The following is a 20,355-nucleotide window of genomic DNA, read 5'->3' as shown; positions in this document are numbered from 1 at the left end:
TGTGGGACGAACCAGTCCCGAGTTAAATGAATATTTTCGAGGGCGCGCTTATACGTCGTGCCGACGTCGCTTTAGAAGTGTAGATGGATTGCCGTCATGGCGATCTACCATTTCTCGGCCAAGGTCATCTCGCGCGCGGCTGGATCGAGCGCCGTTGCTTCCGCTGCCTATCGCTCCGCCTCGCGGCTGCGCGACGAGCGCCTCGACCGCAACCACGACTTCTCAAACAAGGCCGGCGTCGTCCATTCCGAGGTGATGCTGCCGGACGGGGCGCCCGAGCATCTCTCCGACCGGGAGAAGCTGTGGAACGAGGTCGAGGCAGCCGAGAAACGGATCGACGCGCAGCTGGCGCGCGAGATCGAGTTCGCGATTCCCCGCGAGATGACCCAGGAACAGGGGATCGAGCTCGCCCGCGACTTCGTCCGCGACGAGTTTGTCGATCGCGGCATGATCGCCGATCTCAACGTGCATTGGGACGTCGGCGCGGATGGCATGGCCAAGCCGCACGCGCATGTGATGTTGACCATGCGCGAGGTGGGTGAAGACGGGTTCGGCAAGAAGAACCGCGACTGGAACCGCGCCGAACTGCTGGAGAAATGGCGCGAGCGCTGGAGCGAGCACGTCAATCAGCGGCTTGCCGAACTCGATATCGATGCCCGCATCGATCACCGATCGCTTGACGCTCAAGGAATCGAGCTGGAGCCGCAGCACAAGATCGGGCCGGCTGCGTCGCGCATGGCGGCGCAGGGTCTGGAGTCCGAACGGCTCGAAGAGCACCAGGCCATTGCCCGCGCGAACGGCGACAAGCTTCTGGCAAACCCGGCCCTCGCGCTCGACGCGATCACGCACCAGCAGGCCACGTTCACCAACCGCGACCTCGCCATGTTCGTTCATCGCCACAGCGACGGGAAAGAGCAGTACGATCGGGTGATCGCGGCGGTGAAGGCCGCGCCCGAACTGGTCGCACTCGGCAAGGACGGTCGCGGCGAGCAGCGCTTCACCAGCCGAGCGATGATCGAGACCGAACAGCGGCTGGAACGCGCGACTGGCGTGATGGCGAACCGCGACCGTCATGCCGTCGCCGATCGCTACCGCGACACTGCGCTGGCGCGCGCGGCGGCGCGCGGCATGATCCTCTCGCCCGAGCAGCGCAGCGCCTATGAGCATGTCACCGATGCGAAGGGACTTGGCGTCGTCATCGGCTATGCCGGCACCGGCAAGTCCGCGATGCTCGGTGTCGCGCGCGAGGCGTGGGAAGGGGCTGGCTACGCCGTCCACGGTATCGCGCTGTCGGGCATTGCCGCCGAGAACCTCGAAAGCGGTTCCGGCATCGCGTCCCGCACGATCGCGAGCCTGGAGCATCAATGGGCGGAAGGTCGCGAGCTGCTGACCAACCGCGACGTGCTGGTGATCGATGAAGCCGGGATGATCGGCACGCGCCAGATGGAACGCGTCGTCAGCGAAGCGGAAAGGCGCGGCGCAAAGGTCGTGTTGGTTGGCGATGCCGAGCAGCTTCAGGCGATCGAGGCCGGTGCCGCGTTCCGCGCGACTGCCGAGCGCCACGGTAGTGTCGAAATCACCCAAATCCGCCGCCAGCGTGACGACTGGCAGCGTGACGCTACTCGGCAGCTGGCGACCGGGCGCACGGCCGAGGCTATCGCGTCGTACGAAGAGCGCGGACGCGTCCATGTGGCCGAGACGCGCGATGCCGCGCGCGCCGACCTGGTCGATCGCTGGGACCGCGACCGGGTGACCTCGTCCGGTGCGACCCGGATCATCCTTACCCACACCAATGACGAGGTTCGGGCGCTGAACATCGCGGCGCGCGAGCGGCTACGCTCGGGCGGCGCGCTTGGGGAAGATGTGACGGTAGACGTCGAGCGGGGCGAGCGGCAGTTCGCCACCGGCGACCGGGTGATGTTCCTGAAGAACGAACGCAGCCTTGGCGTGAAGAACGGCACGCTGGGACAGGTGCAGGCGGTCACGCAGACCCGGATGGCGGTGATGCTTGATGATGGGCGATCGGTCACGTTCGATGTGAAGGACTATGCCAATGTCGACCACGGCTACGCCGCCACCGTGCACAAGTCGCAGGGCGTGACGGTCGACCGGGTCCATGTGCTGGCGACACCGGGGCTCGACCGCCACGCTGCTTATGTCGCGCTGTCGCGGCACCGGGACAGCGTCGAACTCCATTATGGGCGCGATGACTTTGCCGATCAGGGCAAGCTGGTGCGGGCGCTTTCGCGCGAGCGCGGCAAGGACATGGCGTCTGACTATGTCCGCGCACCAGAGCCGGTTCGAGCGCCGCAGCCTGTACCACCGCGCAATCCGTTCGCCGGCCTGAAACTCGGTCCCGCCCCCGTCGTCGCGCCCGAGCGCACGACGCTCGACAAGGCGGTCGAGCGCTATGCGCGCGCCGCGGCCGATATCGTGCGGATGCGACGGCTCGATCTCGAAGCGCTACCGCACCAGAAGGTCGCCTTTGCCGAAGCGGGCAAGGTGCTGGACGCGATCCGGCCGGACGGGGCGCGCGATCTGCGCAGCGCGCTGAATGCCGAGCCCGCGCTGATCGATCAGGCCGCGAGCGGCAAGACCGTCGCGGCGATCCGCGCGATGACGCTGGAGGGCGAGGTCCAGATCGACACGGCGCAGCGCGCCGATCGGTTCGTCAGCGACTGGCAGAAGAAGACGAAGGCATACGAGCGGCTTCAGCGAGTTGGCGACTACGACCAGATCGATCGCGCGCGAGACGATCTGACGAGCATGGCAAAAAGCCTGCACCGCGATCCGCAGCTCGAGTCGTTGCTACGAAATCGGTACAAGGACCTGGGCATCGGGGACTTGCGCGAAAAATCTTTGTCCCAGGGTCTCCTGGAATATCCCGGCCTCTCGCGTGGTCGTGGACTTGGCCTTTAAGCCCGAATCATGACCGACAATCGCGAGCAGATCGCCACTCCCGAAACCATCGTCGACGCGCTTGAAGCGCTGCGCGGCGAGGTCAGTCTCAATCGCCATGCGCTTGAGCGGCTGATCTCCGTGCGCGAGCAGGTTCCGGATTACAGCGTCACGCTTGGTCAGATGGCAAAGGCGCTGAAGGACGCCGCTGGCGGCATCGATCGGATCGAAGCCAGTCCGGGGGTCAAACTGTCGCCGGCCACGTTCACTGCCGAGATGGTCAAGGCGAGCGCGGACGCACGGGCGGAGGACCGCAGTTTGATCCGCGAAACGCGCGACGCGATGTCGAGGTCGATCGGACGAGTCGACGGTATTGTTGAGCGCGGCCAGGCGGCGGATCAGCAACTCAATCGGTTGATCTGGTCCGGCATGGGCGGGCTGCTCATAGGCATGTTATTGTGGTCGGTCCTGCCGGGTGCTGTTGCTCGATCGTTACCAGCGAGCTGGCGCGTTCCGGAATGGATGGCGGAGCGGACAATGAGAATGGACGGGCCGCACGCTGCCGCTCGCCTGATCCAGGTGTCACTCCCGCCAAAAATTGAGATCCAACCGCGCACCCCCGACGATCGTGTCCGGCGAGACGGCGCCGGCTCCAGGGAACACCGGTAGCGCGCCGCGATCTCTGCCGTCGCGGAGCCTGATGCTGATCATAGGCCGACATCCGTTCACCTCGCGGCAAGGGGACCAGATGGCGGATTGCAGACTGACCGCTTTCTGGTGATTGTTGGGTAAAGCGGACGCTCGTTCATGGATACCGGGACGGCAGCTAAGCGCCCTACCCCCCCCCCCCCCCCGCAGCCCGCTCCCGTAATTGCTCGCTAGGGCAAGCAAGCCGAGCCGCGTTACAGCCGGGGATTGAAGGATGCGGCGGAGATTACCGTCGCGGCGTCGGGCAGTAGGGTCGAATCGGCCATGCCGCGAATTCAGAGCAAATGAGAACATACGCCAGCCCCCTCCGGGCCGTGGTGAGGCGCGCTGCTGCCCCCGCGGCGGCGCGCCTCAGCTCACTTCTTCTCCTTCACCCACTCGACCTTGCCGGGATGCTTCTCCGCGTAGTCCTTTTTGGTGAAGCGCCCCGTGTCCACGTGGTGGGGCTGCGCCTTGTTCCAGTCGTGCTTCTTGTCTGCCATTCGTCGTTCCCTCTGTTTAGCGGCTATTGAGTCGCACTCAACAGATGGTTACTGAATCGCAACGGTTCAAAGTGTTCCCTGTTAGTTCTGCGACGAGTCGTTGTTGAAATTCGCCCGGCTGAGTTCTTTAGCGGGGATAGCTCGACGCTCAACCATCCGCTTCTCGCGCGATCGCCAGCTATTCTCCGGGCATGACAAACGGCGTTCCTCTGACGCGCGCCCGCAAGACGGCGGACCGTCCGCAACCAGGAGCGTAACCGTGCCTCCTTCGTCGCCGAACCTTCGAGAGTGCGGGACCGGGGAACCGGCTCTGTTCAGCCTGTCGGACGAGAGTGGCGGACGAGAGCTCGTTGGCGATATAGCCGTTGGCCGCGGGCGCCGGTGGCCCTATATCAGTGTCATGGCAAAGACGCCCACCAAGAGTTGGCTCCCCAAGCGCAACGTCTCCGGCGGTCGCTTTTTGACGTCCAAAGAGGCCACCAGCTCGCCGCGCACGACGGTTACCGAGGTTATTCGCCACGCGGGCAGTAGCGGCGCGTCCGTATCGGTCAATGTCCGCAGCAGCGTGTCGGGTCGCATCAACCTCCCGAATGGACGGTCCATCACAACTGTGCGGAAGGATGTGATGGACAGCGCGCTGGGGCGCGGTGAATTCAAGAAGAAATGATCGGGCGGCGGGCGAGCAAACAAGCGGCGACGCCATCTTACAGTCGCGCATTTGAGGCGCTCGTACAGGACTCGGCCGATGTCATTGGCCTGCTCGCTTACGCCACTTATAAACAATCGATACGAGAAGGTGCGTTAGCGGGTCAGGCGGTGGTCGATCGAGCATCGCGCGACTTGACGCCTGCGTTGGTTGGCGCGCTGCGCATGGCCGCTGAACAGACGATCACCGAGATTGTGAACAACGGGATCGCTCAGGCGACGCCGGACATACAGAACACGGCCACGATAGCGACGCTGAACGCCCATCGAACTGAAGTTCTGAGCGCTCTTCAAGGCGAGCGAACGCGCATCGAAACGCACATCACCTCCCGAACAGGGTTTCTGCCAGCGTTCCTAACTAATCTTGCCGCTTGGGTCGTGACGCTCCTGATCGCCGTAGCAATCCTTTATATCGCGAGCCGCCCCTCGGTGGAGTCAACGTTATCGAATTCGTTGGATAGGCCTGCAGCGAAGGCCACACCCGCCTCGCCTAACCCTCAGACCAACGCGACGTCTGCAAACATCTCGCATGTCCCGCAACCCACCCCCAATTAGAGGATGACCGAATGTTACTGGGGATCGAACGAGTCACGGACGCGGGACAATGCGAGCCCGGGCGGTTCTACCTGAAACTAAACTACAATGATGAGCCCTCGATTTTTCAGTGCGTCAAAATCGGGGAAGACAAGACCGATTTGATGGCACTTTGGTTCGCTCCTGGAACTGACCGTCCCCTCGGCCTTGAGGCACTTCCAGATCACGAACCGGTGGTCGCGCTACCACACGTTCACATCCGCGTTGACGCTCCCTCCATGTTCGCCTCGAACCGCACGACCGGTATTCGCCCGGGGATGTTTTTGGTGTCCGACGCAGAAGCGTTTGTCGTCGCTCCTAGCGGTTTTCGAGGCTACTCGACGATTAACGTATCGACGGGGTTACCCGTGCCCAAGCGATGGGCGCCCGATTGGCTTGCATTCTCGCGTTGGCTGCTTGTGATTGAGGATAACGGTGAGGAGATCCCCATCGCCAGCTTTGGCGAGACCGGCACAAGCTAGTTCAGCCCGCCTTACCGTATTCGTCTCGCGTACCCTCTGCGATTACCCCGCTCGTTACCCGCGGCCGCCGCAACGCAATGCCTCCCCGGAGAGGTAAGTTTCTCGCTGCGATAAAGGGAAAAATGGTGCTGCCGGTGAGGACGCAACTCACGTCCGCAGCCTTACCAAGGCAGTGTTCTCTTTGGTCAGCTTCTCAACGTAACGAGCCTGAAGCTGCCAGTCGGCTATCGCCCCAATTCAAGCGAAAATCGGTACCCGAACGGGCGTCCGATTTCGCGTAGTAGCCAGCGATCCCTGAGAGTCTACAATTGGGTCTTGGTAACCGCAGGCCTGTCGGTCACCAACGCGTCCAACTACTGCCGTGAGGTCGAGTTCGACGGCTACCCGGAAGCTACCGTTCAGTCATGGGACGCTGCACTTCAGGCGACACTAGTTCCAGTCGCAAAGCCAGCCAGCACAGGCGTGAACAAACATTCGACCAGCTGTGCGCGCCAACGCCCCTAAGCGGCCTGCCCAGGCAGGAAGCGGCGATCAGATAGCGGCCGAAAGGCACATGGCAGAGCGAAGCTCCCGCCTCGCCGTGCGCGCCTCGCCGCTCTGGCTGCCTTCGTCGCTGACCCAAACGCACATGATCCCGCGAAACCTCCCTTGAACCGTTCACTATTTGATCTACATTCCCGTTAACTATAATTTTGGGCGGGGGATCATCGTTTGAGTATCGCAGATACATTTAAGCAGTTTATTGCCAATCTCGCTGTCGATAATGCCATAATTATTTCGTCTCGGTATGAGGAGATAACCTGCTCACTTAACAAGAAATTCCGTGACACCGAATCCAAAACTGCGAATTCGCTACAGGTTGGTTCCTACGGCCGCTGGACGGCTATCAAGGGGATTTCCGACCTCGACATGCTGTACATCATGCCAAAGGGCGAGTGGGAAAACTATAAGGACGGCGGCCAATCCAAACTGCTCTCCGATGCTGCTGCCGCAATTCGTGCGCGATACCCCCGCACGACAGTAAGGGTGGACCGCCTCGTCGTCGCGGCAGTCTATTCAAAATTCCGCGTCGAAGCGCAGCCAGTGTTTGAGCAGGACGATGGGAGCTTCAAGTACCCCGATACCTATAATGGTGGGGAGTGGAAAATCACGAAACCGCGTGAAGAGATTAAGGCGATGTCTGATTTCGTTAGCGAAAAAAATAAGAACCTGCGGCGACTCTGCAAAATGGCCCGAGCCTGGAAGAACAAGCATGGCGTGGGCATGGGTGGCCTGCTGATTGATACCCTTGCGTATAATTTCCTGTGCTCCACCGACGAGTACGACGACAAGAGTTACCTCTATTATGACTTCATGAGCCGCGACTTCTTTTCATTTTTGAAGGATCTGCCCAAGCAGGATTATTTTGCTGCGCTCGGTAGCGGACAGCGCGTGAAGGTAAAGAAGAGTTTCCAGCGGAAGGCGAAGAAGGCGTACGAGCTGTGTCTCAAGGCCATTGAGGCCGAGGGGCAGGCCAACCAGAACGATAAATGGCGCAAGGTGTACGGGCGTCTTTTCCCCGCTGCCGAGAAGCTGATCAAGGTCGAAGCAGTATCGGGTCGTAACGTTCGTATGACGGAAGAATTCGCCGAAGACGTGTTCGGTGGCATCGACATCAGGAACAACATCACTATCGATTGCAACGTCGAACAGGCCGGTTTCAGAACCGCCTCGCTACGCGAAATCCTCAATGAGCGTAAGCTGCTCAAGCCACGCAAACGGCTCACATTCTCCGTCGTGCGTACGGACATCGCTGTCCCCTACGGGCTGTTCTGGAAGGTGTTGAATCGGGGACAGGAAGCGATCAATCGCGACTGCATCCGGGGCCAGATTGTCGCTGATGGTGGGCACAAGCGCCGGAGTGAGACAACTACCTTCAAGGGCGATCATGTGGTTGAGTGCTATGCGGTCGTTGATGGAGTGGTCGTCGCGACCGACCGCATTCACGTGCCGATCGATTCAAACCAAGAGGACGATGATGGATAGAGCCGGTTCGCTGAGACAAATTAACTATGTCTGATCCCGCCGCGCCGGTGCCGATCTCCATCGTGGCACATCAGAAGAGCTGGAAAAGTGCGTGCACCGCGGAGATTACCGGTATTCGTTCGGCGACGGCCGGCCTTCGGATGTTCATTGATCGGGTCGGTAGCACCGCGATTACAGGACTTGAGGGAAAGCCGATAATCGATCTCCTCGTGACGCCTGTGGATTGGCAGGATGCGGGCCGGATCGCTGCAGCGCTGGCCACCATCGGTTATGCTCGCGACGTTGCCAAGTCAGGGCTCCCGCGCGAATTTCTCGTCAAGCCTGCGGCCAACGGGCGCTCAATATCGTTTCACGTGCATATTGCGCCGCGCGAAAGCGAGTGGGGCCGCAATATGCTGATATTTCGAGACCAACTCGCGGCCGATAGATCACTGGCAAAACGATATGCCGCCCTGAAACGACAGCTTGCCGTGGCACATCCGAGCGACTTGGATGCCTACACGAAAGGCAAGAGCGACTTCGTTGCGGAGGTACTGCGTCACGCCGACGGCGCACTCGGAAATGAGCGTCTACTTACCTACCAGCGGGTTGAGCTCGACCGTAGTCGGCGATTTCAGGACTTGGCGCTTATCGCCCAACTCGGTGTCGCCGTCGTTGCAGCGATCTCTGTATATTCGGACAACAATATTATTCAGCTGAACTTCGCGCTTGTCGGGTTTTTGCTGGCGGCGTTGTGGCTCGCGCTTGCGCACAAACAACGTTCACATCGGGCCGCCGGGGATCAAGCACGCAGAGTTATTCTGCTCGCGAGCGGACTCGGTGAGCGATTTTCCGCCGAACAACGTCTGCGGGTGTTCGATGGCTTTAGCGTTTCGATCGAAGGTAAGCCGCTTGTTCGTGAGGAAGATCATTTCGCCAGCCGCGAGGCTCCGGGATACCGTCGTCTCGCGGAGTTGATCGAGGAGTCGGCATATTGGACTCGGGATCTGCAACGTAGCAGCGCAGCGTGGATACGAAACGCTCTGGCGGGCGCAGCCCTTCTGATCGGATGCGCGCTTTGGACTGGCTTGCTTGCGTTGCCAGCCGACGCGAGTGTTTCACTAGCCCGTGTTCTGGTTGCGGCTCTCGTATTTCTGGTTTCTTCCGATTTGCTTAGCTCGATATTCGCTTATCGTGAGGCGGCTGCGGCAATAGGGGTAATTTTGCAAAGGGTCGAAATAGCCGCAGCGCGCGACTACCCCTCAGCCGACATCATGCTTTTAATGTCCGATTACAATGCGATAGTTGAAAGTGCGCCTTTCGCACTCCCGGGTGTGTTCCGCTGGCGAAATGCTGTCTTGACGCGACGTTGGCGAAACTACCTTGAGGAAAAACGCAAATAGCGGGCTCTTTGTTAGCACATGACCGACCATGGTTTCTCCCAGGGCCGCAGATCGCTGTTCAGAAGTTCCAGTTCCAGCAGCAGAAGCGCCATTACAAGTAGGCCTGTCTCCTCCTGGCGAGTTCCTCGTTTGTTCTGGCGCCGGCGTTCATGTTATGCCAAGAGCTTCCCATGAGCGTTGCTGACAACTTTCGTGCCTTTCGGGGAAATTACTTGATCCCCGCACCCACCGTGGGGACGATCTCGTATCGCTACAAACGGATCACTAAGCAACTGAACAAGGATTTCTGGAACACAGAGTCCGAGATGGCGCATAGCCTCTATGTCGGCTCTTATGGCCGGGACACAGCCGCTCGTGGTGTCAGCGACCTGGACGTGGCGTTTGTCCTGCCATCGTCTGTCTATCACCAATACAACGCCTATCAGAGCAACGGGCAGTCGGCGCTGCTGCAAGCGGTCAAGAACTCCCTCAACCGCACGTATGCCAATTCCTATACCGGAGCGGACGGCCAGGTCGTCGCGCTCAATTTCGATGATGGGATCAGGTTCGAGATTCTGCCAGTGTTTGACAATCAGGCGGGCACCTTTACCTTTGCGGATTCCAATGGTGGCGGAAGTTGGCAAACGTGCGATCCGCGCGGGGAAATGTCGGAGTTTCTGGCGCGTAACAAGGTTGCGAACGGCAATCTCAAGGTCATCGGCCGCATGGCCCGCATTTGGCGTGACTACGATAGCGTCCCGATTGGCGGCATGCTCATCGACACACTTGCTTACCAGTTCATCGCGAGCTGGCCGCACCGCGACAAGTCGTATCTCTTTCACGACTATCTCGCGCGCGATTTCTTCCTGTACCTCTCCAACATCGACCGATCCCAGGCCTATTGGCGTGCGCCAGGTAGTGGCTCCTACGTGTATAAGAAGGGCAACTTTCAGACGCCAGCAGCGACAGCCTACCAAACCGCGCTGAGTGCTATACATCACGAGTCCAACGACCGACCCGTCACCGCTCGGAACAAGTGGAGAGAGATTTTTGGATCAACCTACCCCTAACGAGGACGCGCTGCTCGCTCAGATTCGGGAATGTTTCGGGCGGGTCGTGTACTCACATAAGACCCACGAGAAGCAAGGCGATATCTGCGCGGCCACTCTGCGTCGGTTCAAGATTGCCCAGATCGCACTAGCGGCGGTCACAACCTCGGGCACGCTGGCGATTCTCTTCACCGATCACTTCTGGCTTAAGCTCGTCACTGCCTCGGTTTCGCTGATTACCCTATTCGTTTCGGGCTACATGAAGGGGTTTGACCCCGGAGCGACAGCGCAGAAGCATCGTGATACCGCAGCTGACCTTTGGGCGATACGAGAGTCCTACCTCTCCCTGCTTGCCGATATGACGGCCGGGGCGATCGGCAACGACGTTGCTCGGGAACGGCGGGATAGCCTGCAAGCCGCCCTGGCGGCGATCTACAAATCCGCGCCGGGCACCACCTCGGAAGCCTATGGCATGGCGCAGAAGGGACTACAGTCGCTGGAGGACTACACGTTCAACTACGGCGAGATCGACAAATTTCTGCCTGGGCCGTTGAAGCGCGGCGCGTAGCGGCCAACGCTAGCGCAAGCAGCGCAAGATCGCCGCCGGAGAGGCCCAATACTGGTTCACCCGCACTGACACTTCTCTGGCCTTCACGCCGCGAAATGCGGCGAGCAACTTGAGCTGCCAAGTCGCGTGAATGTAGCGTAAGCGTGGTCTGAAGACCGCGGAACGGTGATAACTGGTGTAAAGTCGCCATTCAGGCTCGTTGGACAAGCTCAACCTTATGCCCGATAGGATCGGCGAGGACCGCCCTGATGCCCCATTGCGTATGGGACGGTTCTTTGACGATACTGCCCAGAGAGCCTGCAGCGAGGCAAACCTGCTCGACGTCATCTACAATGAATCCCAAGCGGGTGGCAGCAGTGCTCTCGCCAGGTAATGAAGGGTAGATTTCAAGCAGCGCTTCGCCACACGCTCCCGAATAATCGACCCGGGCCACTCCATGCGACAACGGGAAATGTGGCGCGATACGACGCATCTGCGCCGCCGAAAGCCAGATCAGATTACTCAGACTACGCCTCCTCGCGCCGCCACTGAATCAACCCGTCGTCGTCTACGCAAGCAATTTAATAGGTCCTGAGCCTAGGGTGTTGCGCGAAGGCGGCACGGATCTTCGCTGGCCTACGAACGCACCTGCGACCTGCATCTGTCTCATTAATGAATATTATAGTGCTGGTGCAGCCGCATTTCTTCGTGATGAAGGCCGAGCTGGGACGATAGCGTAATATCCATTCTGAGGCAGATCACGGCACCGAGGGAAGCGGCATTTTCCACCGAGCGAAGAGGCGGGCACTCACACGCCGTGAAATATGATTGAAAGGTGGACACCGCAAGTCGACAAAATATTGGGCGCACGTCATAACTGGCGATTACAACTATCCATGAAAGGGGGGTATTGTGAGTGGGGAATGATTCTAAGGAGGTTTTCAAACCGGAGGCTTTGGCTTGGGCGCATCAAGCGCCGATAGCATGGATCATCGTAGCCGCGCTTCTTTGTCTTTCTGCGTTTCTTGGCTATCGGCTGTGGACGAGTAGTTCGTCTGATCGCGAGAGGCAGAGCAAAAAGGAACGAAAAAATTTCCTCGCGGACATAAATCTGGGCAGGCTGGCAATACTGCTCCTGTTAGCGGCTGCGCTTCTCTTGTGTTCCGAGGTTCTAGCTGCAGGATTTTGGGCGACCGCCACGCATGAGGTAGGATTTGCCGTCCTCGTATCAGCGGTCATTTGGGTCATATTCGAGGCTCAACTCCGGCAGGAGGCCGACGAAGCTTGGGACAAGCGGATTGAGCATGCAACGCGCAACGTATTTCAAGCCGTCCTCCGAAAAGATTTGCCGAAAGCTTTACTTGATGAGGCGAATAATCTCGTCCTTAACAGTTCGCTCATTAGGTCTAACTTTTCTGTTACCTACACCATTCGTGACGATACCGTTGATGTCGACGGACATCTGATGGCTTGCGTATTAGTTGATGCCATCATGGAATTTTCCATGAAGAATGTTAGCACCGACGTCGTCAAATGGGGGGCAGGCTTGAAGTTACCTAACCCGGTTCACTCTCAACTTAAAAATAAGGTTGAAGTTCACAAATTTGAGGTGAAGAAGGGTGCAGACGAAGTTATCCTTGATTTAGTTAAGGCGGAGGCTGATTTTAGGAGCCGCCTCGAGAGCCAAGTCACGGCCGTTAGCTACGATGCTGGCGCCGTGACGCTGCAGCCCGGTGAAACTTGCACATGTGCTACAAGATACACCATGGCTAAGGAGGTGGAGGATTCGGAGGTACTGCAGACCCTTCATCCGTCTGACGGGTTGCGTGTAACGGTGTTCGACCAAGCGACGGATGGACGCCGGGTCATTTTCGCTAGCTCCATCCACCGGCACGATCTCCAATCCGAGTCCAACGGCGTTAGCGGATCGTCGGCACAAATTTTTAGGATTCCGGGGTACCTTTTACCGCACCAGGGCGTTCTTATATGGTGGAAACGGACTCCAGTGAGGCTCCTTGGCCAGCCATTGCCTGTTCAGCAAGCGGGTGATAATCAGGGTCAAATTGAGGAGAAAGCCAATGCATAAGATCATTTTCGGCGATGGCGGAACCCAGATCTAAGGGTTCCCCCTCTAGCGAATAGTAGCGGGCGCCCCCTCAGGGGGCGCCCGATTCGTATTGGGCGCAGTCAACCTCGAAATTCGAAGGGCCGCACATCGTTAGTCGGCGGCGCCTATGGCAATGGCAATGGCAATGGAGCTTGATCGCATAGCCGAACTGCCTGGATCCGCGGCGCGGTTTCGATCGCGTTTCGGAAAGTCGCAAAAAGGTTCATCGCGTTTCTTTCCTGAACCACCGACGGCCGGCATCAACCAGATGTGTCCACGGCGAAGCGCCCGCCGTCGCCACCGCTAGATCGATCGTAGCTTGGCCGGTGCTTCTCCGCCTTCGGGGTTTTGACCGGTCAGCCGATAGAGAATGCTATCTAGCTCCCCCCTAGGTACGTTCAGCTCCGCAGCGATCTGCTCGCGAGTGATGCGTTCGCGCCAGAGCGATGTGAAGATCTGAGGCCAGAGCGCGGATGTCTCAGGCGGCAATCCTTCGGGCTCCCGCCGTCGATAACCGCGGCTGGACATCTCGACATTCAAACTGCGGTTCTGCCATTCGCTCACCACCCTGAGTTTGTGGAGCCGGTAGTTGAGGGCGGCGACAGACACCCCCCAGCGCTTCTTCGCGTGGATGAGGCTGTCGAGGCCGCTGACGTGGCGGATGCGGCTCATCACGTCGTCCATCGGCATCAGGAACGCGGATGCGAAGCGATCGGCCTCGCTCTCCGCCTGCCGGCTGTCCTGTGGAGCGCCATGCTTGTGCATCACCAGGTGACCCAGTTCGTGAGCCGCATCGAATCGACTACGCTCCGTCGACTTGAAGGTGTTGAGGAACACAAAGGGTCGCTCGCCTCGCCAGCAGGAGAACGCATCCACGTTCTTGGTGTCCTCGTACAACGAGAACACGCTCACGCCCTTCGACTCGAGTAACTTGATCATGCTGGAGATGGGCTGCTCTCCGAGCCCCCAGCTCGCCCGCACGACCTGTGCCGCAGCTTCGGACGTCGCGTCGCCTCGCAATTCCGGAACGTCAGTGGACGGAAGATTGAAGCGCTCGGCCACCCAGTCATTGAATAGGTAGGCGATCGCCCCGGCGGAGAGAGCCGCGTCCCGTTCCCTGGCAGTCATCGAGGAGAGGCTGCGAAAACTCGCCGCCTCGGCAGGCAATTCGTCAACGTCCTCAGCGAAGAAGAATCCCCGGGGAAAGTCGAGGGCGCGCGCCAGCGCCTCGACGGTCTCGTCCTCCGGCTCGTTGGCCCCGTTCTCGAGTCGCGAGATCGTGATCGGCGAAACGCCGATCGCGCCCGCCAGCGCACGCGCGGTCAATTTGCGCCGTTTCCGGGCAAGGATCAGTCGTTGAGGGTTAAACATGCACCATCAGCCCTTGCGGGTCACCGACACCTCATACTCGGCCGGCGGCTCGCCATCGTCGACCAGCGGGCCCGTCGCGCCCCATCCACCCTTCTCGACCAGCAGGATGCGCTCGTGGAAACCGTCGAACTGCTCCTCGTTGATCGCCATCGGACACGACAGCTCGGCGCGCACGTCGTCTCCATCGGCGTAGACGAACAGAACCCAGATCGTCGCAGTGACCTCAACGACTTCCTTGGCTTTGTCCTCAGGCCAGAGCTCATACTGACCCAACTCGATGGCCCGCGCCGACCCCGCGCCCTTCTTCGAAGTCGCGATAGGATCGAGAAGCGGATCGCCCGCCCGTTCCGCATTCTGGAATACGACCTTGATTCCGAACTCCGAATTGAAGATCGACTCGATATTGTCCCGACGACAGACCTCCCAGCCGTGCGGCAGGAATATGCGGCGAAGCTGGCCCGTTCCCTCGATCCATGACAGAAGTCCGCCTGCGCTGAGTGGATGGAAACCTGTCGCATTGCGCCGGCCACCCACTGCAGCGCCCACGACATCCAGCAGCAGGTCGCGACGTAGGCCAAGCTGCGCCAGTCTCGGCACGATCTCGTAGTCTTCAGCCAGAACTGGCATGAAAAATTCCCGTGTTAACTTTCTTACCCTCATTTGAGGCTAGAAATGTTAACATGTCAAGCATCCAGTTCTCGATCGCACTCCGCGTTTCTGAATGAATGATCGTATGACATCACTGACAATGGGATGAACCGCGAGAACCCGGCGCATTGCTGCGGTGGTGCTCCATCGGATTTCAAGAACTCTCGAGAACGATGTGGGGGAAAGTGTGGGGTAGATGCTGGCGACGCGCGAAATTTACCATACGTTCAAAGGGATATAAGGAATTCTGGGATTCCTCCCGCTCTTAGATCCCAACCTGTGATCGCATGCCGCCCGCATAATCAGTTCGCGGTCGCGGACCGTGACAAAATACGGACCTCGATCAATTGAACCCCAAACCGGCAATTTAATGTGGGACAGGATGTGGGCCAAGCTACCCTCCTTTGGGATTATCGCTTGTTTTTCAATCACATACGCCCAATTTTGGCGGAGACGGAGGGATTCGAACCCTCGGTACGAGTAAACCCCGTACGGCGGTTTAGCAAACCGCTGGTTTCAGCCACTCACCCACGTCTCCGGCTTGGCGGCGAAGCGCGGCTATAGCGAGGGGTGTGGCTTCGATCAACCGGCCTTGCAACATGCCGTCCGGCGCGAATTCGACTCGGGTCGTCGCGCGGTTCATTGTGGGTCAAGCCGCGCAGGGGCAACACTGATCCATTGAGCGCCGGGGGAGTATGACGATGCGCAAGGCCCTTCTAATCCTGTTGCTGGTGGCAACCGCCATCGGTATCGGCCCCGCGCCGTCACTGGCCCAGGTGCGGACGATCGATCCCAACCAGGCGATCGACAGCGATCTGCAGCGTGGGCAGACCCCGCCGCCGCCCGCCGAGCCGGATACCGCGGTGCCGGCCGACAGCCAGCCGGCCTATCGCGACGCGCCCGATGCATCGGGATCGCAGCAATATCCGCCTTATGATCCGAGCAACCCGAACATGCCGGCCAGCGGTGATCGCGCTCAGTCCGCGCCGGCCGGGGCCAATACGGCGCTGACCGATGCCAATGCGGACGCCGCGCGGGGCACGACCTTCAAGCGGGAGGAGCTGCTGATCGCCGCCGAAGGCACCTTCGGCAAGGGTGCGTCGGGCCTGGCCGGCATCCTGGAGCGGACGCTCAAGGAGCAGGGCGAGCCCAACGCCTATATCTCCGGCCGCGAGGCCTCGGGCGCGGTGGTCGTCGGCCTGCGCTATGGCAGCGGCACGATGTTCCACAAGATCGAGGGGCAGATGCCGGTCTATTGGACCGGCCCGTCAGTGGGTTTCGATCTGGGCGGCGACGCCAACAAGGTGTTCGTGCTGGTCTATAATCTCCATGATTCGGAGGAGCTCTATCGCCGCTTCCCGGCCGGCGAGGGCCGGCTCTATTTCGTCGGCGGATTCGCCGCGACCTATTTGCGGCGCGGCGACATCGTGCTGATCCCGATCCGCCTCGGCGTCGGCTGGCGGCAAGGCGTGAATGTCGGGTACATGAAGTTCAGCCACACATCGAAATGGCTACCCTTCTGAGACGATGAGGCGGCCGGCGGGAGCGATGCCGTCAGCCGCCGCCGACCCCTTCGATCACCTTGCCGGTGCCGTGGCAAGTCGGGCACTCCCGCCCCTCGAACTCACCGCTTCCGCCGCATTGCTGGCAGATGGTCTCCCCGGTCCCCGGCGCGCCTTCTGGCGCCATGTCGCCGGGACTGATCGGTTCGTCCACCATGATGCTTCTCCTCGTCGAGCGGCTTCCCGGCTTTCTCAACGCGGCAACGCGTCCGGCGGCTCCATTCGTGTCAGCCGAACTCGACTGCCTCGAACCGGATTGGCTCGCCGAGCGCCGCATCGGCGAGCGAACCGTCCCACATCACGCGCCGGCCGCGCACGATCGTGCCGATCGGCTTGCCGGTCAGCGTCATGCCGGTGAAGGGCGACCAGCCGCTGCGCGAGGCGAGCCAGCTTTGCTCGATCGTCCAGCGCGCCTTGAGGTCGACGATGCTGAAATCGGCGTCGTAGCCGATCGCGATCCGCCCCTTGCCGATGATGCCGAACACGCGCTGCGGCCCGGCGCTGGTCAGGTCGATCACGCGGGCGAGCGTGGTGCGGCCTTCCGCCACATGGTTCAGCATCAGCGGCAGCATAGTCTGGACGCCGGGCATGCCGCTCGGGCTGTCGGGATAGGGCTTGCCCTTCTCTTCCAGCGTGTGCGGCGCATGGTCCGAGCCGAGAATGTCGGGCACACCCTGTTGCAGCCAGTGCCACAGCCCGTCGCGGTGCGCGCCCGAACGGATCGGCGGGTTCATCTGCGCCAGGGTGCCCAGCCGCGGATAGGCTTCCTCGCCGGCCAGGGTCAGGTGCTGCGGCGTCACCTCGCAGGTAGCGATATCCTTGTGCTGGCCGAGCAATTCGAGCTCGGCCGGCGTCGTCACGTGCAGCACATGGATGCGACGCCGCGCGTCGCGCGCCAGCTTGAGGATGCGCTTCGTCGCCAGCAGCGCGCTCTCGTCGTCGCGCCACACCGGGTGGGAAGAGGCATCGCCCGGCACGCGCTCGCCGGCGCGCGCGTTCATCCGCGCTTCGTCCTCGGCGTGGATCGCGACCCGCCGGTGGCCCGACGCCAGCACTTCGGCGAGCGACGAATCCTCCGCCACCAGCAGGTCGCCGGTCGAGGCGCCCATGAAGATCTTAACGCCCGCCGTGCCGGGCAGCCGTTCGAGTTCGGCCAAGGCCGCGGCATTGTGGTTGGTCGCGCCGACATAAAAGGCATGGTCGCACCACATGCGGTGATGCGCGCGAGTCAGCTTGTCCTGGATCGCCTCGGCACTGTCGGTATTGGGCTTGGTGTTGGGCATCTCGAACACCGCGGTCACTCCGCCGAGCACCGCGGCGCGGCTGCCGCTCTCCAGATCCTCCTTATGGACCAGCCCCGGCTCGCGGAAATGGACCTGGGTGTCGATCACGCCGGGCAGGATATCGAGGCCGGTACACTCGATCGTCTCCCCGGCATCACCCATACCGCCGATCGCGACGATCCGCCCGCCGCGCACGCCGATATCGGCCCGGATCGGGCCGGCGGGCGTGTGGACGGTGCCGCCCGTCAGCTTCAGGTCATAGGTTGCTGTCACGATCGCCTCCGGCTCTTCCGCTTGCCCGGCCGACCTCCTACCTGTTCGCCATGAGCGAAACCACCCCGCATGCCACGATGCTCGCCGATCGCGCGCTGATCCGGATCGCCGGCGAGGATGTCCGCGGTTTCCTGCAGGGCCTGATCACGCAGGACGTGGCGACGCTCGACGCCTCGGCGCCGCGCTGGGCGGGCCTGTTGACGCCGCAGGGCAAGGCGCTGTTCGATTTCCTGCTCTGGGCGGATGGCGACGCGATCCTGATCGATTGCGAAGCGGAGGCTGTCGACGCCCTGGCCCGGCGCCTGACGATCTACCGTCTGCGCCGCGCGATCACGATCGAGCGGATCGCCGGCGCGGTTCACTGGTCGGTCGGTGGAGATCGCGGCGTGCCCGATCCGCGCCTTTCCAACCTCGGCCGCCGCTGGCTCGGCGATGCGGGCGAAGCGGCCATCGGGTGGAAAGCGCACCGCCTGTCGCTGGGAGTCACCGAGGGCGTCGAGGAACTGGGCTCGGACAAGACGCTCTGGCTCGAAGCCAATGCGCGCGAACTGAAGGGCGTCAGCTTCACCAAGGGCTGTTATGTCGGCCAGGAGAATACCGCGCGCATGCACCACCGCGCCAAGGTCAATCGTCGGCTGGTGGTCGCGCCGATCGCCGAGCCGGGCGACCGTACGCGCGTCACCTATCCCGATCTGGGGCTGATGGTGGAACTGCGCCGGGTCGAGGCGCTGGGTGACGCGATCACGCCACCCTGGCTTCAGGCAGCCCTCACAGCCTGATTCTCAACGCCCGATCGAGCTGTACGCGAAACCGGCCTTCTCGACCTCGCGCGCGCGATAGACATTGCGCAGGTCGACCATCACCTTGCCGTTCATCACACCGGCGAGCCGGCCAAGATCGAGCGCGCGGTAGGTATCCCATTCGGTTACGATCACGACGGCGTCGGCGCCTTTGGCCGCCTCATAGGCATCGCTGCAATAGGTGGCGCTCGGCATCATCTTCTTCGCGACCTCCATGCCTTCGGGGTCGTGTGCCCGCACGGTCGCACCAGCATCGAGCAGGCTCTGTACGATCGCCAGGCTGGGTGCGTCCCGCATGTCGTCGGTGTTCGGCTTGAAGGTCAGGCCGAGGATCGCGACCGTCTTGCCTTTGCCATCGCCGCCCAGCGCCTTGATTACCTTGCGGCCCATCGCCCGTTTGCGGTTGTCATTGACCTGCACCACTGCCTCGACGATCCGGATCGGCGTCTCGTAATCCTCGGACGTCTTGAGCAGCGCCAGCGTGTCCTTGGGGAAGCACGAGCCGCCATAGCCCGGGCCGGCATGGAGGAATTTGGAACCGATGCGGTTGTCGAGCCCGATGCCGCGCGACACGTCCTGCACATTCGCCCCGACCGCCTCGCAGAGATCGGCGATCTCGTTGATGAACGTGATCTTGGTCGCGAGGAACGCGTTCGCCGCATATTTGATCAGCTCGGACGTGCGGCGCCCGGTGAACAGGATCGGGCTCTCGTTGAGGTAGAGCGGACGATAGATGTCCCGCATCACTTGTTGCGCACGCGCATCCTCGGTCCCGACGACAATGCGGTCGGGGCGCTTGAAGTCGCCGATGGCGGCGCCCTCGCGCAGGAATTCGGGGTTGGAGACGACGGCGATCTCATAATCGCCGGCGACCTCCTTCATGATCTCCTCGACCTTGTCGCCGGTGCCGACCGGCACGGTCGACTTGGTGACGACCACGATCGGCCCGTCGATCGCCGCGGCGATCTCGCGCGAGGCCTCGAAGACGTAGGTCAGGTCTGCGTGGCCGTCGCCACGCCGCGACGGCGTGCCCACCGCGATGAACACGGCGTCGGCACCGGAGACGGCTGATTTGAGGTCGGTGGTGAAGCTCAACCGGCCGGCAGCGACATTGGTCGCCACGAGCGTGTCCAGGCCAGGTTCGAAGATCGGCATCTTGCCGGCCTCGAGCGCGGCGATCTTGCTGGCGTCCTTGTCGACGCAGATCACCTCATGGCCGAAATCCGAAAAACAGGCGCCCGATACCAGGCCAACATAGCCCGAACCGATCATCGTAATCCGCATGCCTGATACCCTGTTTGATATGTGGTGGCGCCGCCACCCGGACCGCTTTCCTCTAGCGGAACAGGAAGTGATTGCCAGCCCTGCCGGCGGGCCATGGCCCATGTCGGATCGGCATCGCCGCTACGACATGTCGGGCGCAAACGAAAAGGGAGACCGGCAAGCCGATCTCCCTCTCGATTCTTCCGAACTGAAGGCCG

General features: G+C 61.2%; 18 protein-coding genes and 1 tRNA gene. 12 read left to right on the top strand and 7 right to left on the bottom strand.

Annotated elements, in window-relative coordinates:
• Positions 1-96 precede the first annotated feature (96 nt).
• Together traA and ACZ1I2_RS04275 are read left to right on the top strand one after the other, a co-directional pair.
• Positions 97-2,919, top strand: coding sequence for a Ti-type conjugative transfer relaxase TraA (traA, locus tag ACZ1I2_RS04280; RefSeq protein ID WP_465175031.1), 2,823 nt, complete (start codon positions 97-99; stop codon positions 2,917-2,919).
• Positions 2,920-2,928: 9 nt separating this feature from the next.
• Positions 2,929-3,567, top strand: coding sequence for a hypothetical protein (locus ACZ1I2_RS04275; protein ID WP_465175032.1), 639 nt, complete (start codon positions 2,929-2,931; stop codon positions 3,565-3,567).
• 395 nt (positions 3,568-3,962) lie between these two features.
• On the opposite strand, the gene ACZ1I2_RS04270 is transcribed toward ACZ1I2_RS04275, so the two are convergent.
• Complete coding sequence (locus ACZ1I2_RS04270; protein WP_465175033.1) at positions 3,963-4,088, bottom strand: hypothetical protein; 126 nt, start codon at positions 4,086-4,088, stop codon at positions 3,963-3,965.
• Between the two features lie 400 nt (positions 4,089-4,488).
• Here ACZ1I2_RS04270 and ACZ1I2_RS04265 point away from each other — a divergent pair, with 400 nt between their 5' ends.
• The 8 genes from ACZ1I2_RS04265 (at position 4,489) to ACZ1I2_RS04230 (ending at position 12,916) form a co-directional block, all read left to right on the top strand.
• On the top strand, positions 4,489-4,755 hold the full coding sequence (locus tag ACZ1I2_RS04265) for a hypothetical protein (protein ID WP_465175034.1): 267 nt from the start codon (positions 4,489-4,491) through the stop codon (positions 4,753-4,755).
• Positions 4,752-5,348, top strand: a complete 597-nt coding sequence (locus ACZ1I2_RS04260; protein ID WP_465175035.1) for a hypothetical protein — start codon at positions 4,752-4,754, stop codon at positions 5,346-5,348. Before ACZ1I2_RS04265 ends, ACZ1I2_RS04260 begins: the two co-directional genes overlap by 4 nt.
• Before the next feature lie 11 nt (positions 5,349-5,359).
• Complete coding sequence (locus ACZ1I2_RS04255) at positions 5,360-5,848, top strand: hypothetical protein (protein WP_465175036.1); 489 nt, start codon at positions 5,360-5,362, stop codon at positions 5,846-5,848.
• A 711-nt stretch (positions 5,849-6,559) separates the two neighbouring features.
• The gene (locus tag ACZ1I2_RS04250) at positions 6,560-7,873 is read left to right on the top strand and encodes an SMODS domain-containing nucleotidyltransferase (protein ID WP_465175037.1); all 1,314 of its coding nucleotides are present in this window, start codon (positions 6,560-6,562) and stop codon (positions 7,871-7,873) included.
• 26 nt (positions 7,874-7,899) lie between these two features.
• Positions 7,900-9,255 (top strand): GrpB family protein, encoded by a 1,356-nt coding sequence (locus ACZ1I2_RS04245; RefSeq protein WP_465175038.1) that lies wholly within the window; start codon positions 7,900-7,902, stop codon positions 9,253-9,255.
• 170 nt (positions 9,256-9,425) lie between these two features.
• Entirely contained in the window at positions 9,426-10,304 is an 879-nt protein-coding gene (locus ACZ1I2_RS04240) for an SMODS domain-containing nucleotidyltransferase (RefSeq protein ID WP_465175039.1), read from the top strand.
• Positions 10,285-10,851 (top strand): SLATT domain-containing protein, encoded by a 567-nt coding sequence (locus tag ACZ1I2_RS04235; protein ID WP_465175040.1) that lies wholly within the window; start codon positions 10,285-10,287, stop codon positions 10,849-10,851. Before ACZ1I2_RS04240 ends, ACZ1I2_RS04235 begins: the two co-directional genes overlap by 20 nt.
• Positions 10,852-11,746: 895 nt before the next feature.
• Positions 11,747-12,916 carry a hypothetical protein gene (locus ACZ1I2_RS04230; RefSeq protein ID WP_465175041.1) on the top strand — a complete coding sequence of 390 codons (1,170 nt, stop codon included), beginning with the start codon at positions 11,747-11,749 and terminating at the stop codon, positions 12,914-12,916.
• Positions 12,917-13,240: 324 nt separating this feature from the next.
• On the opposite strand, the gene ACZ1I2_RS04225 is transcribed toward ACZ1I2_RS04230, so the two are convergent.
• The 3 genes from ACZ1I2_RS04225 to ACZ1I2_RS04215 form a co-directional block, all read right to left on the bottom strand.
• Positions 13,241-14,263, bottom strand: coding sequence for a helix-turn-helix domain-containing protein (locus ACZ1I2_RS04225; RefSeq protein ID WP_465181581.1), 1,023 nt, complete (start codon positions 14,261-14,263; stop codon positions 13,241-13,243).
• Between the two features lie 51 nt (positions 14,264-14,314).
• On the bottom strand, positions 14,315-14,935 hold the full coding sequence (locus tag ACZ1I2_RS04220; protein ID WP_465175043.1) for a hypothetical protein: 621 nt from the start codon (positions 14,933-14,935) through the stop codon (positions 14,315-14,317).
• A gap of 466 nt (positions 14,936-15,401) precedes the next feature.
• Positions 15,402-15,494 (bottom strand) — tRNA-Ser (locus tag ACZ1I2_RS04215).
• Positions 15,495-15,651: 157 nt separating this feature from the next.
• On the opposite strand from ACZ1I2_RS04215, the gene ACZ1I2_RS04210 reads away from it, so the two are divergent.
• On the top strand, positions 15,652-16,479 hold the full coding sequence (locus tag ACZ1I2_RS04210; protein ID WP_465175044.1) for a DUF1134 domain-containing protein: 828 nt from the start codon (positions 15,652-15,654) through the stop codon (positions 16,477-16,479).
• A gap of 31 nt (positions 16,480-16,510) precedes the next feature.
• Here the strand turns inward: ACZ1I2_RS04210 and ACZ1I2_RS04205 are convergent, their stop codons facing one another.
• Both ACZ1I2_RS04205 and ACZ1I2_RS04200 read right to left on the bottom strand, forming a co-directional pair.
• Complete coding sequence (locus ACZ1I2_RS04205; protein ID WP_465175045.1) at positions 16,511-16,675, bottom strand: hypothetical protein; 165 nt, start codon at positions 16,673-16,675, stop codon at positions 16,511-16,513.
• Between the two features lie 70 nt (positions 16,676-16,745).
• Positions 16,746-18,074, bottom strand: coding sequence for a dihydroorotase (locus tag ACZ1I2_RS04200; RefSeq protein ID WP_465175046.1), 1,329 nt, complete (start codon positions 18,072-18,074; stop codon positions 16,746-16,748).
• Between the two features lie 50 nt (positions 18,075-18,124).
• Between ACZ1I2_RS04200 and ygfZ the strand changes: the two genes are divergently transcribed.
• On the top strand, positions 18,125-18,853 hold the full coding sequence (gene ygfZ / locus ACZ1I2_RS04195) for a CAF17-like 4Fe-4S cluster assembly/insertion protein YgfZ (RefSeq protein ID WP_465175047.1): 729 nt from the start codon (positions 18,125-18,127) through the stop codon (positions 18,851-18,853).
• Positions 18,854-18,856: 3 nt separating this feature from the next.
• Here the strand turns inward: ygfZ and ACZ1I2_RS04190 are convergent, their stop codons facing one another.
• Positions 18,857-20,158: a UDP-glucose dehydrogenase family protein gene (locus tag ACZ1I2_RS04190; protein WP_465170890.1), complete on the bottom strand. Its 1,302-nt coding sequence runs from the start codon at positions 20,156-20,158 to the stop codon at positions 18,857-18,859.
• Positions 20,159-20,355 lie beyond the last annotated feature (197 nt).

It is taken from the genome of Sphingomonas sp. BL-S-29 (assembly GCF_055521495.1).
This window is presented reverse-complemented; position numbering and strand designations above follow the sequence as displayed.

Coding starts and splice junctions, on each gene's coding strand:
- traA (WP_465175031.1), top strand. CDS start 97: ATGGCGATCTACCATTTCTCGGCCAAGGTCATCTCGCGCGCGGCTGGA.
- ACZ1I2_RS04275 (WP_465175032.1), top strand. CDS start 2,929: ATGACCGACAATCGCGAGCAGATCGCCACTCCCGAAACCATCGTCGAC.
- ACZ1I2_RS04270 (WP_465175033.1), bottom strand. CDS start 4,088: ATGGCAGACAAGAAGCACGACTGGAACAAGGCGCAGCCCCACCACGTG.
- ACZ1I2_RS04265 (WP_465175034.1), top strand. CDS start 4,489: ATGGCAAAGACGCCCACCAAGAGTTGGCTCCCCAAGCGCAACGTCTCC.
- ACZ1I2_RS04260 (WP_465175035.1), top strand. CDS start 4,752: ATGATCGGGCGGCGGGCGAGCAAACAAGCGGCGACGCCATCTTACAGT.
- ACZ1I2_RS04255 (WP_465175036.1), top strand. CDS start 5,360: ATGTTACTGGGGATCGAACGAGTCACGGACGCGGGACAATGCGAGCCC.
- ACZ1I2_RS04245 (WP_465175038.1), top strand. CDS start 7,900: ATGTCTGATCCCGCCGCGCCGGTGCCGATCTCCATCGTGGCACATCAG.
- ACZ1I2_RS04240 (WP_465175039.1), top strand. CDS start 9,426: ATGAGCGTTGCTGACAACTTTCGTGCCTTTCGGGGAAATTACTTGATC.
- ACZ1I2_RS04220 (WP_465175043.1), bottom strand. CDS start 14,935: ATGCCAGTTCTGGCTGAAGACTACGAGATCGTGCCGAGACTGGCGCAG.
- ACZ1I2_RS04210 (WP_465175044.1), top strand. CDS start 15,652: ATGACGATGCGCAAGGCCCTTCTAATCCTGTTGCTGGTGGCAACCGCC.
- ACZ1I2_RS04205 (WP_465175045.1), bottom strand. CDS start 16,675: ATGGTGGACGAACCGATCAGTCCCGGCGACATGGCGCCAGAAGGCGCG.
- ygfZ (WP_465175047.1), top strand. CDS start 18,125: ATGAGCGAAACCACCCCGCATGCCACGATGCTCGCCGATCGCGCGCTG.
- ACZ1I2_RS04190 (WP_465170890.1), bottom strand. CDS start 20,158: ATGCGGATTACGATGATCGGTTCGGGCTATGTTGGCCTGGTATCGGGC.